We start from the raw sequence: 15,454 nt of genomic DNA, 5'->3' as shown, positions 1-15,454 counted from the left end.
GCATTTCCCGAGTAGACGAGCGCGCTGGCGCCGTAGACGTCGGGTGCACGCCGACGCTCAGTCGGCGGTCGTTCCGCCTGGCGACGCGCGCTCACGGAGCACGGCGCGCAGGCGTGGTGCCGAGCGTCGGATCCCGTAGGCCACCACGGTCGACTGGCCCCACGCGAGCAGTCCGTGCCCGGAGCCGGCGTCCTCGAGCACCTCGGGCTCGCCCTCGACGGGCAGGGAGCCGACGACCTTGAGGGAGACGCCAGCGATCTCGCTCCAGAAGTAGTCGTCCACGATCGGGGTGTCGACGGGCTGTCCCAGGACGGTGGCGGCGGCGACGCGACCGTGGGCCACTGCGTTCGCCCAGAAGGGACGGCGCACCGCCCCGTCCGGCGTACGGACCGCTGCGACGTCGCCGGCGGCGTAGACGTCGGCGAGGCTCGTACGGGCGTGGTCGTCGATCACGACCCCGTGGTCGGTCTCGAGTCCCGAGCCGTGGAGCCAGTCGGTCACCGGCTCGTCACCCACACAGCTCACGACGACGTCGGCTGCCAGCTCCTCGCCGTCGTCCAGCCTGACGCCGCGCACGGGATCGCCCATCAGAACGGCGCCCGAGCGGCGGAAGTCGATGCCGAGCGTCGTGGCGCGCTCGCAGATCGCGGTGGCCAGGTGATCCCCGAGCAGGCGCTGCAGGGGAGGGGCCACGTCGACGACCGTCACCCGCAGGCCGGCCGTGGCGGCGGCCGTGGCCACCTCGAGCCCGAGGAACCCTGCTCCGACGACCACGGTGGTCGCCGCGTCGGCGAACCGCTCACGGACGTGGCGGGCGTCCTCGACCGTCCTCAGGACGAGCTCACCGGTCTGGCCGGGCAGGGCGATCCGCCGGGCCCGCGAGCCGGTGGCGATGACGAGGGCGTCGTACCGGTGGGCTGCACCATCCTCGGTCGAGACCGTGCGGCCGGCGTGGTCGAGCCCTGTGGCCCTGGCCCGCACGAGCTCGACGTCGAGCGAGGAGTGGTCCATGAGCACCGAGTCCTCCGCGGCCGCATCGGCGAGCACGGCCTTCGACAGCGGTGGCCGGTTCGTGCCCGGCTCGGGGTCGACGAGCGTCATCCGCCCCTCGTGCCCCCGGGAACGGAGCTCCCTGAGCACGGTGGCACCGGCGGTGGACCCGCCCACGACCACCACGTCGCTGGGGCTCATGCCAGCCGCAGCGCTGCCACGGGGCAGGAGTCGACCGCGCGTCGTCCGGCGGCCTCCTGCTCGCTCGGCAGGTCCGTCCCGTCGAAGTGGTGGACGAGGTCGCCCTCGTCGTCGAGGTCGAAGACGTCAGGTGCCTGGTCGACGCAGAGCCCGTGGCCCTCGCACCGGTCGTAGTCGGCGATGATCCGCATGGTCACTGGCCCTTCTTGGCGGCCACCAGCCGCAGGGGCAGGTGGTCGAGCTTGTGGATGATGTTGTTGAGGCCCCACGTGGGGGCGTCCGTGATCTCGAGACGGTCGACGCGCCGGACGACCGAGTGCAGGATCGACTGTGTCTCGAGACGAGCCAGGCCCTGGCCCGCGCACCCGTGCGCACCCTGGCCGAAGCCGAGCTGCGGAGTGGCGTTCCTGGTGATGTCGAAGCGGTCGGGCGCGTCCCAGAAGCGGTCGTCGCGGTTGGCCGAGGCGTAGAACACGGCCACCCGCGACCCGGCCTCCACGGTGACTCCACCGATCTCGGCGCCGCGCTCGACGTGGCGCGAGAAGGCCCGCAGCGGCGACTCCAGACGGACGACCTCGTTGACCGTGTTCGGGATCAGGGAGGGGTCCGCCTTGAGCGCTGCCCACTGGTCGGGGTGCTCGGCCAGCAGCATCAGGGCGCTCGCGATCGCACTGATCGTCGTGTCCAACGAGGGCGCGAGGTAGTCGATCATGAGGGCGGGGCACTCACCGCGCTGCACCTCACCGCTCCCGACCTTCTCGAGGAGGTCGGCTCCCATCGAGCCCGGCAGCACCGCTCCGCGGCGGACGACCGAGCGCGCGAAACGCATCATCCCGATCGTCGACGGTGCCGTGCGGACGGTCTGCCCGTTGACGGGACCGAGCGAGTCGAAGGTGGCCCCCGCCCATCGCAGCAGGTTCTCGCGCCCCTCCTCGGGCCAGCCGATCAGGTCCGGCACGAACGACGTGGGCAGCGCCTCGGCGATGTCGACGACGCCGTCGACGTGCTTCCTCTGCACGGCAGCCGCCACGACGGCGTCCGCTCGCTGCTCGACCTCGTCGCGCATCGATCGCAGGGCCTTCGGGGTCAGACGGGAGGCCAGGAGCCTGCGGCGGCGGTCGTGCTCCTCGCCGTCGCTGTTGAGCGTCGTGCCGCGGCCGAGCCGGTTGGCCACGGGGTTGAGGGCCACGCCGCGGCCGGAGACGAACGTCGCGTCGTCCAGCAGCACCTGCTTGCAGTCGTCGTGGCGCGTCACCGCGAGCACGCCCTGCTTGGCGAGCCGCACGACGGGACCCAGGGCCCGCATGCGCTCGTAGTGGGGGTACGGATCGAGGATCGCGTCGGGTGCGTAGACGTCCGGCCGGTAGGTCGGGACGGTCGTGGTCATGCGGACACCTCGGTCCTCGCGGGAGTGATGAGCGGCGCGGCCAGGGCGACGAGCGCCGAGACGTCGTGGCCGGACGCCATGGTGGTGCGGTCGGGGCGCACCAGCGCCGCCGTCGCGCGTCCCTCGTGCAGCCACGAGGAGAGCTCGGGACGATCGGTCGTCCCGACGACGGTGCAGCCTCGGGCCTCGAGCTCGCGCCGGTCGGTCGGGGAGGGCGCTTCGGAGGTCACGAGTGCCCAACCGGGACCGATGAGGTCGTCGACCACGCGGCGGCCATGCACGGTGTTCGGGCAGAGCCGCCCGGCCAGGCGGTCCCCGCGGCGCGCCGAGACGAACGACGACCCGGCCAGGGGTGGCGTGGCGCTGTCGATGAAGCGTCGACGCACGATCGGCGTGCGGTTCAGCACCGGCACGGCGCCGGCGCGAAGTGCGTCGCCCGCACGACCACCGCGCGTCATGATCGTGCCCAGGAGGCGTGCCGTGTCGATCATCGACCGGGCGTGACGGGACCGCTCGGGCTCATAGGTGTCGAGCACGTCGGCCGGCAGGGAACCCTCGAGGAACCCGGCGACCTTCCACCCGAGGTTGCTCGCGTCCCGGATGCCCGCCCCCATGCCCTGGCCGATGAACGGCGGGGTCAGGTGGGCGGCGTCGCCGAGCAGGAAGATGCGCCCTGACCGCCACCGGTCGGCGACAGCGGCGCGGAACGTGTACTCGGCGGACCGGATGACCTCGAGGGCCGCCAGGTCGGTGCCGGGGGTCCAGGGTGCGACGAGCGGGGCGATCGACGCGAGCGAGGCGAAGTCCGCCGCGGTCTCGTGGTCGAGCAGCTGGAACTCCCAGCGGTACCGCTCCGGCCCGATGCGCATGTACGTGGCCGCCCGGGTGCTGTCGCACACCTGGTGCACGCCCTCCCACTGCCGCAGGTCCTCGCCGGTCCGGATGTCGACGACGAGCCACCGCTGCTCGAACCCGAGGTCGGTCATGGTCGAGCCGATCGACCGGCGCACGAGGCTGTTGGCGCCGTCGCAGCCCAGCAGGACCTCGGCGTCGAGGAGCTGCTCCTCCCCGGTGTTGATCGCGCGCGCACGCACGCGGACCCGGCCGGGGGAGGGCTGCTCGACGGTGGTCACCTCGTGCCCCCCGAGGAGCGTGACCTCGGGCGTCTCGGCCAACCGGGCGCGCAGCAGGCCCTCGAGGTCGGGCTGGTCGAACATGCTGGCGCGGGTGAAGCCCGAGGTCGGCGAGACCCCTTCGCGGGGGAACTCGCCCAGCACCCGCAGTGCAGCGTCGACCAGGCGCAGCCCTCCGCCCGGGCGCGAGATCGCGGCGAAGCGCTCGGCGACGCCGAGCCGGTCGAGGATGCGCAGCACCTCGTCGTCGAGGTGGACGGCTCGCGGTTGCGGGTACACCCCTTCCCAGCGGTCGATCACGACGCTCGGGGTGCCGTGCCGGGCGAGCTCGAGCGCGGCGCACGCGCCCGTGGGTCCCGCCCCGACGATGATGACCGGGCTCGGATCCGTCGCCGTGGCGGTCACGGCGCTCACGCCGTCCATCGCACCCGGGTCCGCTGGGACCCGAGGTCGATCGCGCCGTCGTCGGTCGCGATCGAGACCTCGACGAGGTCGCCGTCCTGGAGGTAGCGCGGGTTCTTGGCCTGCTTGGTGAAGAAGATGCGCCACTTGGTCGCCGGCGGCAGCAGGGAGCCGATGACCTCGATCGGCTTGGGCGGCGCGCTCAGGGCCGTGCCCACCGGGGTGCCGGTGAGCAGGAGGTCGCCGGGGGCGAGCTGCTGGAACCGGGCAAGCGCCCGGAACGCAGCGAGCGGTCCGTAGATCATGTCGGAGGCCGGCTGGTCCTGGCGCAGCTCACCGTTGACCCAGAGGCGCAGGCGCAGCTCGGTGAACCGGGCCAGCTCGCCGTCCTCGAGGACCAGGAGGACGGGCCCGGTCGGTGTGAACGTGGGGTAGGACTTGGACTCGTAGAACTGGGTCTTGGGCAGCTGCTGGTCGCGCGCCGACACGTCGTTGGTGACGACGAGTGCCGCGACCATGCCCGGGAGGTCGGACTCCGCGACCTCGGTGCCGACCGGGACCTCGCGCCCGAGGACGAGGCCGATCTCCACCTCGTAGTCGAGCAGGGCGACGTGGGCCGGACGCACGATGTCGTCGGTCGGGCCGCTGATCGACCCGGAGGCCTTGCGGAAGAACGCCAGCGGGACCGCGTCCGGGTCCATGCCTGCGTCCTTGGCGTGGCTCGCGTAGTTCGCCATCTGGGCCACGACGCGGCACGGGGCCGTGACGGGCGAGACGAGCGCCAGGTCGTCGACCGGGACTGGATCGCCGGCGTCGCGGGCCGCGACCACGGCGTCGCGGTCGGCGAGCAGCTCGGCGGTCGTGGTGGCGTCGGTCGCGATGCGGACGGCGCCGTCGGGACGCTGCAGCCACCAGGCGTCGGCGGTGCGCAGGACGGGGAGGGTCATGAGCGGGCAACTTTCATCAGGCCGAGCAGGCGGGTCAGGTCGAACTCGTTGTCGGTACGCAGAGCGGTGGTCATCGAGAGCGCCTCGCGCAGCGACTCCCGGCCGGGGGCGATGCCGAGGAAGTCGGCGGTCGCGGGCGGGCCCCACTGGGCGAGACCGCTGGCCGTCATCTCGGCCCATCCGGGCTCGAGCGAGGCGTCGAACATGTCGCCGTCGCTGAAGTGCTCGACGAGGAAGCCGTCCGGGTCGCGCCAGTAGTCGAAGATCTGGCTGCCCTGGATGTGACGCCCGATGCCCCACGAGTGGTGGTAGCCGAGGTCCTTGAGGTGCTCGCCGCCGGCGGCGAGCGCGTCGAGGTCGGCGACCTGGTACGCCGAGTGCACGTAGCGGTTGCGGGGACCGAGGGTCATCGCCAGCGTGTGGTGGTCGGCCGGGGTGTCGCCGCGGTCGCAGCGGATGAAGCTCATCGTCGGCCCGCGGTGGCGCTGGCCCGGGAAGTACAGGAAGTCCGAGACGATCAGGCCCAGGTGGTCGAGGTACCAGTCCAGCGACGCCAGGTACCGCGTGGTCTGCAGCACGACGTGGCCGAGGCGCTCCACGACCGCAGGCGCACGCGGTGGGCGTTGGGTCCGGTTCGCGCGGTCCGTCGTGGCGCCGAAGTTGAACGTGTGGACCGGCTGGGTCTCCAGGGCGGGGTGCTCGATGGTGTCGGCCACCACGCGCACCAGAGCACCGGCCGGCTCACGGACGTCGACGCTGAGACCGCCCAGGTGCTCGGGGAGGCGGCGGGCCTTCGTGCCGGTGGCCTCGGCAAGGCGGAGCAGGTCCGTCGTGGCCGCGGCGCGGAAGGCCGGACCCACGAACCGCGAGCCCTCGCCCTTGCGGATGATGACGCAGGGGCTGCCGGGCAGCGCGCCTCGCAGGTTCAGCTCGTGGGCCGAGCGGTGCGTCACGGAGAACCCGAAGGCCCGCGCGAATACCTCGGCCGCCGCCAGGTCGGGCTTCTCGAACTCCAGCCACGCGATGTCGTGCACCTTGATGACGGGCTGCGCCGACCGGTGGCGGTGCTCACCCGGCCGCGGGCCCTGCTCGCTGTGCAGGTCGCGGTGGCTGAGGTCGTGGTGGCTCATTGAGGATTCCTCCGGAACTGAAGATTTCTTCAGAGTAGGGACCGAAGGGTCCGTGGTCAAGCAATGGCGCGGGCTAGGATCGTCGTCATGTCCGGTGTCCCTGCGAGCACGTCACGCTTCGACAAGCGCCGTGCTCGCACGCGCGCCGCCCTGATCGAGGCCGCGCAGGGCCTGCTGGTGGAGGGCCGGCTCGGGGTCCCGATCCAGGAGGTCACCGAGCGCGCCGACGTGGGCATCGGGACCTTCTACAACCACTTCGCCTCGAAGGACGAGCTGTTCGCCGCCGCGATCGAGTCCGCCCTGTCGCAGTGGGCGGAGTCCCTGGACGCCGTCGACGACGGCACGACCGATCCGGCCGCCCTCTTCGCGCGCAGCTTTCGGCTCACGGGTCGCCTGCACCGGCTCGAGCCGCAGATCAGTCGCGTGCTCCTGAGCCAGGGCCACGCGCTCTCCCAGTCGCCGGACGGCATGGGGCCGCGCGCCCGCCGCGACATCCGTGCGGCGCAGAAGGCGGGGCGCTTCCTCGACATGGACCTGGACCGCGCGATGGTGGTGGTCACCGGCGCCATGATCGAGCTGGGTCACCTCCTGCACGAGCGCCCAGGGCTCGACGAGGCCGAGACGGTCGACGGCGTCACGTCCGACGTCCTCGTGGCCCTCGGGCTCGAGCGAGCCGAGGCCGAGCGCCTCTGCGCGGAGCCCCTGCCCTCGATCGACGCGACGGCCGGGCTCGGCTGACCGGTCAGGACCAGGTCCTGAGTCCGGCGGGCGACGGCGGAGTCGTAGGCCCCGTGGGACTCGAACCCACAACCCGCGGATTAAAAGTCCGCTGCTCTGCCAGTTGAGCTAGAGGCCCTGGCGAGGCCAGTCTGCCAGCGTTCGGTGGACGCGGCCGCCGGGCCGTCGCCATCGGCGCGAACTGCTGCCGAGAGGTGGCCGGTGGGGTTACCCTGGGCGCACCGCCTCCCCCCGGGCGGTGGACATCCCCCTTGCATCATCGGAGCACCCCATGCTCGAGCCCCTCGACGATCGTCTTCGCGACGACGACGTGCTCGACGAGATCGAGCTCACGAGCCGGTTGATCATCGCCGCGTCGAACCGCGAGACCCCCATGACGCAGGCCGAGGTCGACGCGTTCCTCGGCCTCGACATCCGCTGAACGGACCCTCGAGGTCCGGCCGATTGACACTTGGTGAACGTCAGCACCTACAGTTGTCTCGGCCTGAACCGAATCGACAGGAGCTTGGCGTGCGATTTCGCATCCGTCCGGTGGAGACGTCCTTCTACGACCTCTTCGCAGAAGCCGCATCCCACCTCGTGCACGGTGCCAACCTCCTGGCACAAGTCCTCGACCCCGACGTCGACCGCGTCGCCCTCGGCGAGCAGATGCGCGACGCCGAGCACCAGGCCGACGAGACGACCCACAAGATCGTCAAGCGGGTCAACTCGACGTTCGTGACGCCGTTCGACCGCGAGGACATCTACCGCCTCGCCAGCAGCCTCGACGACGTCATGGACTTCATGGAGGAGACGGTCGACCTGATCGGCCTCTACGAGATCGGCGAGCTGCCCAGCCAGTTCGCCGCCCAGGTCGAGGTCCTGCAGCGCGCCTGCCAGCTGACCGCCGAGGCCATGCCCCGACTGCGCACCATGAAGGACCTCGAGGAGTACTGGATCGAGATCAACCGCCTCGAGAACCAGGGCGACCGGTCCTACCGGCGCATCCTCGCCGACCTGTTCAGCGGCAGCTACAAGTCGCTGGAGGTCCTGAAGCTCAAGGACGTCGTCGACTCCCTCGAGCACGCGATCGACGCCCTGGAGTCCGTGGCCAACACGGTGGAGCAGATCGCCGTCAAGGAGTCCTGAGCCATGGACCTCGTCCTGACGATGGTGATTGCCGTCGTCGTGATCGCGCTCGTCTTCGACTACACGAACGGGTTCCACGACGCGGCCAACGCGATCGCGACCTCGATCTCGACGCGTGCCCTCACCCCGCGCATCGCCCTGGCGATGGCGGCGGTCCTCAACTTCGTGGGAGCCCTGCTCGGTGTGGGGGTCGCCCAGACCATCCAAGGCATCATCGACATCGACTCACGGGTGTCGTCCGGCGTCGACATGGATCGCGCCCACGGCCTCACGATCGTGCTGGCGGCGCTGATCGGCGCCATCACCTGGAACCTCATCACCTGGTACTTCGGCATCCCCTCGTCGTCGTCGCACGCCCTCATCGGCGGCATCGTCGGCGCCGGCGCTGCCTCGGCCACGGCTGTCGACTGGGCGACCCTCGTCGAGAAGGTCGCCATCCCGATGGTGCTCTCGCCGCTGCTGGGCTTCGCGGGTGCCTTCGCCCTGATGACGGCCATCATGTGGATATTCCGCAAGGCCAATCCAGGGAAGGTCGCCCGCGGCTTCCGTCACGCGCAGACCGTCTCGGCGGCCGGCATGTCGCTCGGCCACGGTCTGCAGGACGCGCAGAAGACGATGGGCGTCATCGTCCTCGCGCTCGTCGCCGGTGGCTTCGAGGACGGCTCCGACGTCCCGCTCTGGGTCATCATCGCCGCCGCCTCCGCCATCGCCGCCGGCACCTACTCGGGCGGGTGGCGCATCATGCGCACCCTCGGGCGTCGCATCATCGACCTCGACCCGCCCCGCGGCTTCGCGGCCGAGGGCGTGGCCGCCACGGTGCTCTACGTGATGGCCATCGGCCTGCACGCCCCCGTCTCGACCACGCACACGATCACCTCGGCCATCATGGGCTCGGGCGCCACCAAGCGCTTCAGCGCGGTGCGCTGGGGCGTGGCGAAGGGCATCGTCACCGCCTGGATCGTCACCATCCCCGCGGCTGCCGCGGTCGCGGCGGGGTTCTACGGCGTCGCCCAGTTCTTCCTTCCCTGACCCGGCCGGGGCTGCGCCCCGTCGGGGTTTCCCAGGTCGACCTGGGAAACCCAGGGATGCACGGGTTGCTTCCCGTGCAGCCGTGGGACAACCGTGCAGCCCGGGAGATTCCCAGGTCGACCTGGGAATCGGCGAGACGGGGCGGAACGCAGCGACGCCCGCCCCGGAGAGGGACGGGCGTCGAGGACGCGTTGCTCGTTCGGCTCAGCCGAACCGGCCCTGGATGTAGGCCTCGGTGGCCGACTCCTCGGGGTTGGAGAAGATCTTCTCCGTGCGGCCGAACTCGACGAGCTTGCCCGGCTTGCCCACGCCCGCCAGGTTGAAGAACGCGGTGTCGTCGGAGACACGCGCCGCCTGCTGCATGTTGTGGGTGACGATGACGATCGTGTACTTCTCCTTGAGCTCGTGGATCAGGTCCTCGATGACGCTCGTGGAGATCGGGTCGAGGGCCGAGCACGGCTCGTCCATGAGCAGCACCTCGGGCTCCACCGAGATGGCGCGCGCGATGCACAGGCGCTGCTGCTGACCACCCGACAGCCCTGAGCCCGGGCGGGCGAGGCGGTCCTTGACCTCGGCCCACAGACCGGCGCTGCGCAGCGAGCGCTCGACGATGTCGTCGGACTCGGACTTCTTCATCCGCTTGCTGTTGAGCTTCTGGCCCGCCAGCACGTTGTCGTAGATCGACATCGTCGGGAACGGGTTGGGGCGCTGGAAGACCATGCCCACCATGCGGCGCACGTTCACCGGGTCCATCTCGTCGGCGTAGAGGTCCTCGCCGTCGATGAGCACCTTGCCCTGCACGTAGGCGCCGGGGATGACCTCGTGCATGCGGTTCAGCGACCGCAGGAAGGTCGACTTGCCGCAGCCCGAGGGGCCGATGAAGGCGGTCACCGCGCGGGCGGGGATCGCGATGTTGACGCCCTCCACGGCGAGGAAGTCGCCGTAGTAGATGTTCAGGTCGGAGACGTCGATGCTCTTGGCCATCGGGGTTTACCTTTCGCCCTTGGGTGAGAAGAAGTACGACACGAGACGTGCGACGAGGTTGAGCAGCATCACGAGGGCGAGCAGCACGAGCGCCGCTCCCCATGCGCGGTCGATGCTGAACTCCGGCGGGACGCCCGGGTAGCGGATCGAGGAGTAGGCGAACACCGGCAGCGTGGCCATGCGTCCGTCGAAGAGGTTGAAGTTGGTGGAGTCCGTGGCGCCGGCGATGATCAGCAACGGGGCCGTCTCGCCGATCACACGGGCGATCGAGAGCGTGATGCCGGTGACGATGCCGGCCAGGGCCGTGGGCACCACGACCTTCGCGATGGTGCGCCACTTCGGCACACCCAGGGCGAACGCGGCCTCGCGCAGCTCGTTCGGCACGAGCTTGAGCATCTCCTCGCTCGAGCGCACCACCACGGGGATCATCAGCACCGAGAGGGCCACCGAGCCGCCGATGCCCATGCGCACGCCCTCACCGAAGAAGATGACGAACAGGGCGTAGGCGAACAGGCCGGCCACGATCGACGGGATGCCGGTCATGACGTCCACGAGGAAGCGGATCCAGCTGGAGATCTTCTTGCCGGCGCCGTACTCCACCACGTAGATCGCGGTGAACAGGCCGATCGGCACGCTGATGAGCGTCGCTGCGCCGGTGATGAGCAGCGTGCCCATGATGGCGTGGTAGATGCCGCCGCCCTCGCCCACGACGTTGCGCATCGAGGCGTTGAGGAACTCGCCGGAGAGCACCGGAACACCGCGCGAGAGCACGGTCCAGATGATGCTGGCGAGCGGGATGAGGGCCAGGCCGAAGGCGGAGTAGACCAGCAGCGTGACGAGCCGGTCGACGGCCTTGCGACTGCCCTCCACGAGGCGCGACCAGATCGGCAGCGCGAAGGTGAGGAACCAGCCGAGCAGCACGCCCCGGACCGGCCCGATGCCGGAGAGGGAGGCCAGGACCGCGACCGTGGCAGCGGCTCCGACCACGACGCGCGGCGCCCAGAGCGGCAGCGTCGCGCCGCGCAGGGAGTCGAGGAGCTCCTCGGTCTCGCGGGAGCGCTGGGGACGGGGTTCGGTGGTGGTCATCAGTTGGCTCCCGAGAAGTCCTTGCGCCGGTCCACGATCGCGCGGGCGGCGAAGTTGACGGCGAAGGTGATGACGAACAGGACGAGGCCGGAGGCGATGAGCGCGTTGACGGTCAGGCCGCTGGCCTCGGGGAAGCTGAGGGCGATGTTGGCCGCGATCGTGCTCGGGTTGGTCGAGCTGATCAGGTTGGCCGTGACGACCGACGCGGGCGAGAGCACCATGGCCACGGCCATCGTCTCGCCGAGCGCGCGGCCAAGGCCGAGCATCGCGCCGGAGACGATGCCGGAGCGCGCGTACGGGAAGACGGCCATGCGGACCATCTCCCAGCGGGTGGCGCCGAGTGCGAGCGCGGCCTCCTGGTGCAGGCGCGGGGTCTGCAGAAAGATCTCCCGGCAGATGGCGGTCATGATCGGCAGGATCATGATCGACAGCACGATGCCGGCGGTGAGGATGGTGCTCCCCGTCGGCGACGGCGGTCCGGCGAACAGGGGGATGAAGCCCAGGTTCTCGTTCAGCCACCGGTAGAAGGGCACGATCGCCGGGGCGAGGAAGATGATGCCCCAGGCGCCGTAGACGACGCTCGGGACCGCGGCCAGCAGGTCGATGACGTACCCGAAGACCGAGCCGAGCCGCTTCGGCGAGTAGTGCGAGATGAACAGCGCCACACCGATGGCGACCGGCACGGCGATCAGCAGGGCCAGCACGGCGGCGAGGAGCGTGCCGTAGACGAGCGGCCACACGTAGGGCACGAAGCTCTGGCCGCTCTTCACCTCGTCGGGCGCGGCCGTGATGCCGGGGATGCCCTCGACGGTGAGGAAGAGCGCGACGCCGGCGAGCGTCAGCAGGATGAGGAGCGCGGCGCCGAAGGAGAGGCCGAAGAACACTCGGTCGCCGGGGCGCGTCGGGGCGCGGCGGGCCTGGGGAGGCTCGGGGGCGAGCTTCGAGGTCACGACGGTCCTTCCGGGTAGGGGGGAGACGAGCCGGTCCGGTCCCCGACCCGGCCCGCGGGGGCCTGAGGTCGGGGACCGGATCCGATCAGCTGGCGGCCTTGATGGCGCCGACGGCCTCGGCGACCTTGCTGGCGAAGTCCGCCGTGAGCGGCGCGGAGCCGGCCTGCTCGGCGGCCGTCTTCTGGCCCTCGTCGCTGGTCACGTACTCGAGCCAGCCCTTGACGAGGTCGGCCTTCGGCGCCTCGTCGTAGGACTCGCAGCCGATCATGTACGACACGAGGACGATCGGGTACACGCCGGCCTCGGTGGTGTCGCGCTCGATGTCGAGGGCGATGTCGGTGGCGTCGCGGCCCTCGACCTCGGTGGCGGTGTCGAGCACCTTGGCCGCGGCCTCGGGGCTGACCTCGACGAACTCGTCGCCGACCTTGACCTTGGCCTGGCCGAGGTCACCGGCCTGCGACTCGTCGGCGTAGCCGATCGTGCCGTTGCCGTTGGTGACGGCCTGGACGACGCCCGACGTGCCCTGAGCGGCCTCGCCACCCTTGATCGGCCAGGTCTCGACCTCGCCGCCGCTCCACGAGCCACCGGAGGCGGCCTCGAGGTAGGCGGTGAAGTTCTTGGTGGTGCCCGAGTCGTCCGAGCGGTGGACGGGGGTGATCGTGGTGTCCGGGAGGTCGGCGTCGGGGTTGTCGGCCGCGATGGCCGAGTCGTTCCACTTGGTGATCTTGCCCTCGAAGATCGCACCGATGTTCTCGGGCGAGAGGTTGAGCTCGTCCACGCCCTCGAGGTTGTAGATGACCGCGATGGGGCTGACGTAGGTGGGGACCTCGACGACCGGACCGCCGCAGCGCTCCTGGGCCTTGGTGAGCTCGTCGTCCTCGAGGTAGGCGTCGGAGCCGGCGAAGTCGACGCCACCGGCGATGAACTGCTCGCGACCGGCGCCGGAGCCGGCGGGGTCGTAGTTCACGGTCACGTCGCTGTTGGCGGACTGGAAGCCGGCCTTCCAGGCGCCGACGGCAGCCTCCTGCGAGCTGGCACCGGCACCGTTGAGGGTGCCGGAGAGCGACGAGTCGCCCGAGCCCGAGCCGGAGTCGCCCTCGTTGGAGGCGCCACAGGCGGAGAGTCCGAGAGCGAGGGTGAGAGCGAGTGCCGCGGGGGCGGCTGCACGCAGCGTGGTGCGGTTCACGGGGGGTGTCCCTTCGATGATCACATGCTTCTGTCGTCGTGGACGCTAGGGAAGCCAGGTGTATCGGGACCCGTAGGACGGTGAACGGCTGGTGAACGATGGGCGAAGGAAGCGGACTCGTCGCTGGTCAGCGGGGTGACGCAGGTCTCCCCAGCGGCTCGGAGGCGAGCACCTTCCCGCGGCGGTGGTGCAGCACGACCCCCTCGCCGGGGGCGAGGTCGGGGGCCTCGACCCCCAGCGCCTCGAACACCCACGGCAGCGTCGGGCGGTGCCCACAGATCACGGCGGGGGGCTTGGCGTCGAGGACGGCGTCGACGCAGCGGCGCACGTCGGAGCGGCGGGTGTCCTCAGTGAGTCGGTCGTCGATCTTCAGGAACGCGCCGATGGACCGGGCGAAGGGCTCCACGGTGGCCGCACAGCGCTCGGCCGGGCTGGTGACGACGCGCCGCACCCCGTACGCCTGCAGGATCGGCACGAGGGCCTCGGCGCGGCGCTCGCCGACGAGGGTCAGTGGGCGGAGCGCGTCCTCCCCGGACCAGCTCTCGCGCGCCCTCGCCTTGCCGTGGCGGACCACGACGAGCGTGCGGGTGCGGTGGGCCTTGTCGTCGCGCAGGTCCAGGAAGGCCTCGAGCAGGTCGTGGTCGTGGTCGTAGCTGAGGAGCTTGCGGGCGTGCCCCGGCCGCACCCACCGCACCTCGTCGACCTCGCGGTTCGGCACGAAGGGCGTCTCGGTGCGGCCGACCACACGGGCCGCCCAGTAGCTGACCCGCTTGGGGCCGCCGGCCACGCGGTACTGCGTGTCGGGCAGCGGGTGGCCGAGCCGGATCCGCTGCCCGGTCTCCTCGGCGACCTCGCGGACCGCGGTCGTCACCAGGTCTTCCCCGGGGTCGGGCTTGCCCTTCGGGAACGTCCAGTCGTCGTAGCGCGGACGGTGCACGAGGAGGAGCTCGACGGGGCGTCGACTCGTGTCGTCGGGACGAGGGGTGGCGCGCCTCCAGGTGACGGCGCCGGCGGCGGTCAGCGGACGTTCACGTGACATGCCTCGTATTGTTCACGTCCAAGGTGTCCAGACGGTGACGAACCGACCTGGCGAGACGACGAGGAGGTGGTCCGGTGGTGCGCAGGAGCCCGTCGGCCGTGGTGCTCGCCGTCGTCCCGCTCGTGGTGCTCGCGCTCGCCGCCGGGGTGGCCTGGGCCGTCACGGGACCGGGGCAGCAGGTCCTCGGGCGGGCCGACGTCCGCGGGCCGCTGGCGTCGGCGCTGGCGGTCGCCCCGGCCGACACGACGGTGCTGGGCTTCACCGACTGGGACCGCATCCGCGACTCGGGGGTGGCCGATCCCGCCACGCGCGACCTGGCCACGCGGTCGGCGCTCTCCGACATCGGCGAGGCCGTGCCCCAGGCGCTCGGCTGGTCGACCGACGACGTCCACTGGGAGGCGTTCGTGCAGGACCTCGGTGCCGGGGTCCTGGTGGTCGCACCCGGTGACGCGTTGTCCTGGAGCGAGGTCGAGGACGGTCTTCGCGAGGCCGGGTTCGACCAGGACGGCGACGGGTGGAGCGCCACGCCGCAGGACCTCACCGAGAACGGTCTCGGTGACCAGTTCACCGCGGTGCGGATCGTGCGCTCGGCCGGCGTGCTGGTGGCCGCCACCGCGCCCGAGGCCGCCGACCAGGTCGTGCGGACGGCCACGGGCCGCGACGCGTCGCTCGCCACGGTGCGCCAGGCGGCCGACACCGCCCAGGCCCTGGCCGGCGCCGACACCGTGCTGCTGCAGGCGGGCTCGCTGGGGTGCGACGCCGCCGCGGTGCCCGACACCGACCGCGCCGCCGCCGACGCCGCGCAGGCGCGCGAGGGCCGTCTGCAGGCCTACTCGTTCGCGGGACGGTCCCTCAACGACCGCGGCGGCTCCGGCGCCAGCGCACAGACCGCGACCTTCGCGATGACGTTCGACGACGTCTCGACCGCCCGGGAGCAGGCGCCGATCCGCGAGCGGCTCGCGACCGGCCCCTTCATCGGGCGCACCGGCCAGGTGGAGGACGAGCTGCGCGACCCCTCCGCCACGGTGGACCAGGCCACGGTGGCGCTGTCGTTCGACCGGTCCGCCGACGGCACCGTGCTCATGCTCGGCACGGGTGCCCTGCTCTTCGCCGCCTGCTGAACG

At 71.3% G+C, this 15,454-nt stretch carries 16 protein-coding genes and 1 tRNA gene; 5 read left to right on the top strand and 12 right to left on the bottom strand.

What is annotated here, in order from left to right:
• Positions 1-57: 57 nt before the first annotated feature.
• Genes NBW76_RS16850 through NBW76_RS16825 form a run of 6 tightly spaced genes read right to left on the bottom strand, consistent with a single transcriptional unit; the run spans position 58 to position 6,190 of the window.
• The gene (locus NBW76_RS16850; protein ID WP_056552926.1) at positions 58-1,191 is read right to left on the bottom strand and encodes an NAD(P)/FAD-dependent oxidoreductase; all 1,134 of its coding nucleotides are present in this window, start codon (positions 1,189-1,191) and stop codon (positions 58-60) included.
• Positions 1,188-1,382, bottom strand: a complete 195-nt coding sequence (locus tag NBW76_RS16845; protein ID WP_056552924.1) for a ferredoxin — start codon at positions 1,380-1,382, stop codon at positions 1,188-1,190. The genes NBW76_RS16850 and NBW76_RS16845 overlap by 4 nt, the downstream gene beginning before the upstream one ends.
• Before the next feature lie 2 nt (positions 1,383-1,384).
• Positions 1,385-2,578, bottom strand: a complete 1,194-nt coding sequence (locus NBW76_RS16840) for a cytochrome P450 (RefSeq protein WP_056552921.1) — start codon at positions 2,576-2,578, stop codon at positions 1,385-1,387.
• A complete protein-coding gene (locus tag NBW76_RS16835) occupies positions 2,575-4,125 on the bottom strand; it encodes a bifunctional 3-(3-hydroxy-phenyl)propionate/3-hydroxycinnamic acid hydroxylase (protein ID WP_235492878.1) in 1,551 nt (516 codons plus the stop codon). The genes NBW76_RS16840 and NBW76_RS16835 overlap by 4 nt, the downstream gene beginning before the upstream one ends.
• Entirely contained in the window at positions 4,122-5,060 is a 939-nt protein-coding gene (locus tag NBW76_RS16830; protein WP_056552915.1) for a fumarylacetoacetate hydrolase family protein, read from the bottom strand. The genes NBW76_RS16835 and NBW76_RS16830 overlap by 4 nt, the downstream gene beginning before the upstream one ends.
• On the bottom strand, positions 5,057-6,190 hold the full coding sequence (locus NBW76_RS16825; RefSeq protein WP_056552913.1) for a VOC family protein: 1,134 nt from the start codon (positions 6,188-6,190) through the stop codon (positions 5,057-5,059). The genes NBW76_RS16830 and NBW76_RS16825 overlap by 4 nt, the downstream gene beginning before the upstream one ends.
• 87 nt (positions 6,191-6,277) lie before the next feature.
• Between NBW76_RS16825 and NBW76_RS16820 the strand changes: the two genes are divergently transcribed.
• On the top strand, positions 6,278-6,928 hold the full coding sequence (locus NBW76_RS16820) for a TetR/AcrR family transcriptional regulator (RefSeq protein WP_056552910.1): 651 nt from the start codon (positions 6,278-6,280) through the stop codon (positions 6,926-6,928).
• Positions 6,929-6,973: 45 nt separating this feature from the next.
• On the opposite strand, the gene NBW76_RS16815 is transcribed toward NBW76_RS16820, so the two are convergent.
• Positions 6,974-7,046, bottom strand: a tRNA-Lys gene (locus NBW76_RS16815).
• A 153-nt stretch (positions 7,047-7,199) separates the two neighbouring features.
• Between NBW76_RS16815 and NBW76_RS16810 the strand changes: the two genes are divergently transcribed.
• The 3 genes from NBW76_RS16810 to NBW76_RS16800 all read left to right on the top strand — a co-directional run bounded on the left by NBW76_RS16810 (position 7,200) and on the right by NBW76_RS16800 (position 9,085).
• On the top strand, positions 7,200-7,349 hold the full coding sequence (locus NBW76_RS16810; protein WP_156364687.1) for a hypothetical protein: 150 nt from the start codon (positions 7,200-7,202) through the stop codon (positions 7,347-7,349).
• 89 nt (positions 7,350-7,438) lie between these two features.
• Entirely contained in the window at positions 7,439-8,056 is a 618-nt protein-coding gene (locus NBW76_RS16805; RefSeq protein ID WP_055970137.1) for a DUF47 domain-containing protein, read from the top strand.
• Between the two features lie 3 nt (positions 8,057-8,059).
• A complete protein-coding gene (locus NBW76_RS16800) occupies positions 8,060-9,085 on the top strand; it encodes an inorganic phosphate transporter (protein ID WP_055970125.1) in 1,026 nt (341 codons plus the stop codon).
• 204 nt (positions 9,086-9,289) lie between these two features.
• On the opposite strand, the gene pstB is transcribed toward NBW76_RS16800, so the two are convergent.
• The 5 genes from pstB to NBW76_RS16775 all read right to left on the bottom strand — a co-directional run bounded on the left by pstB (position 9,290) and on the right by NBW76_RS16775 (position 14,330).
• On the bottom strand, positions 9,290-10,069 hold the full coding sequence (gene pstB / locus NBW76_RS16795) for a phosphate ABC transporter ATP-binding protein PstB (protein WP_055970123.1): 780 nt from the start codon (positions 10,067-10,069) through the stop codon (positions 9,290-9,292).
• Positions 10,070-10,075: 6 nt separating this feature from the next.
• On the bottom strand, positions 10,076-11,155 hold the full coding sequence (gene pstA / locus NBW76_RS16790; protein ID WP_056552907.1) for a phosphate ABC transporter permease PstA: 1,080 nt from the start codon (positions 11,153-11,155) through the stop codon (positions 10,076-10,078).
• A complete protein-coding gene (pstC, locus tag NBW76_RS16785) occupies positions 11,155-12,105 on the bottom strand; it encodes a phosphate ABC transporter permease subunit PstC (protein WP_056552904.1) in 951 nt (316 codons plus the stop codon). Before pstC ends, pstA begins: the two co-directional genes overlap by 1 nt.
• A gap of 85 nt (positions 12,106-12,190) precedes the next feature.
• On the bottom strand, positions 12,191-13,291 hold the full coding sequence (gene pstS, locus NBW76_RS16780; RefSeq protein ID WP_055970113.1) for a phosphate ABC transporter substrate-binding protein PstS: 1,101 nt from the start codon (positions 13,289-13,291) through the stop codon (positions 12,191-12,193).
• Between the two features lie 127 nt (positions 13,292-13,418).
• A complete protein-coding gene (locus NBW76_RS16775) occupies positions 13,419-14,330 on the bottom strand; it encodes an NUDIX domain-containing protein (RefSeq protein WP_055970110.1) in 912 nt (303 codons plus the stop codon).
• A gap of 74 nt (positions 14,331-14,404) precedes the next feature.
• On the opposite strand from NBW76_RS16775, the gene NBW76_RS16770 reads away from it, so the two are divergent.
• Positions 14,405-15,451 carry a hypothetical protein gene (locus tag NBW76_RS16770; protein WP_056552901.1) on the top strand — a complete coding sequence of 349 codons (1,047 nt, stop codon included), beginning with the start codon at positions 14,405-14,407 and terminating at the stop codon, positions 15,449-15,451.
• Positions 15,452-15,454: the final 3 nt, after the last annotated feature.

The sequence above is a fragment of the Aeromicrobium sp. Leaf245 genome (assembly GCF_942548115.1).
Taxonomy (GTDB): domain Bacteria; phylum Actinomycetota; class Actinomycetes; order Propionibacteriales; family Nocardioidaceae; genus Aeromicrobium.
This window is presented reverse-complemented; position numbering and strand designations above follow the sequence as displayed.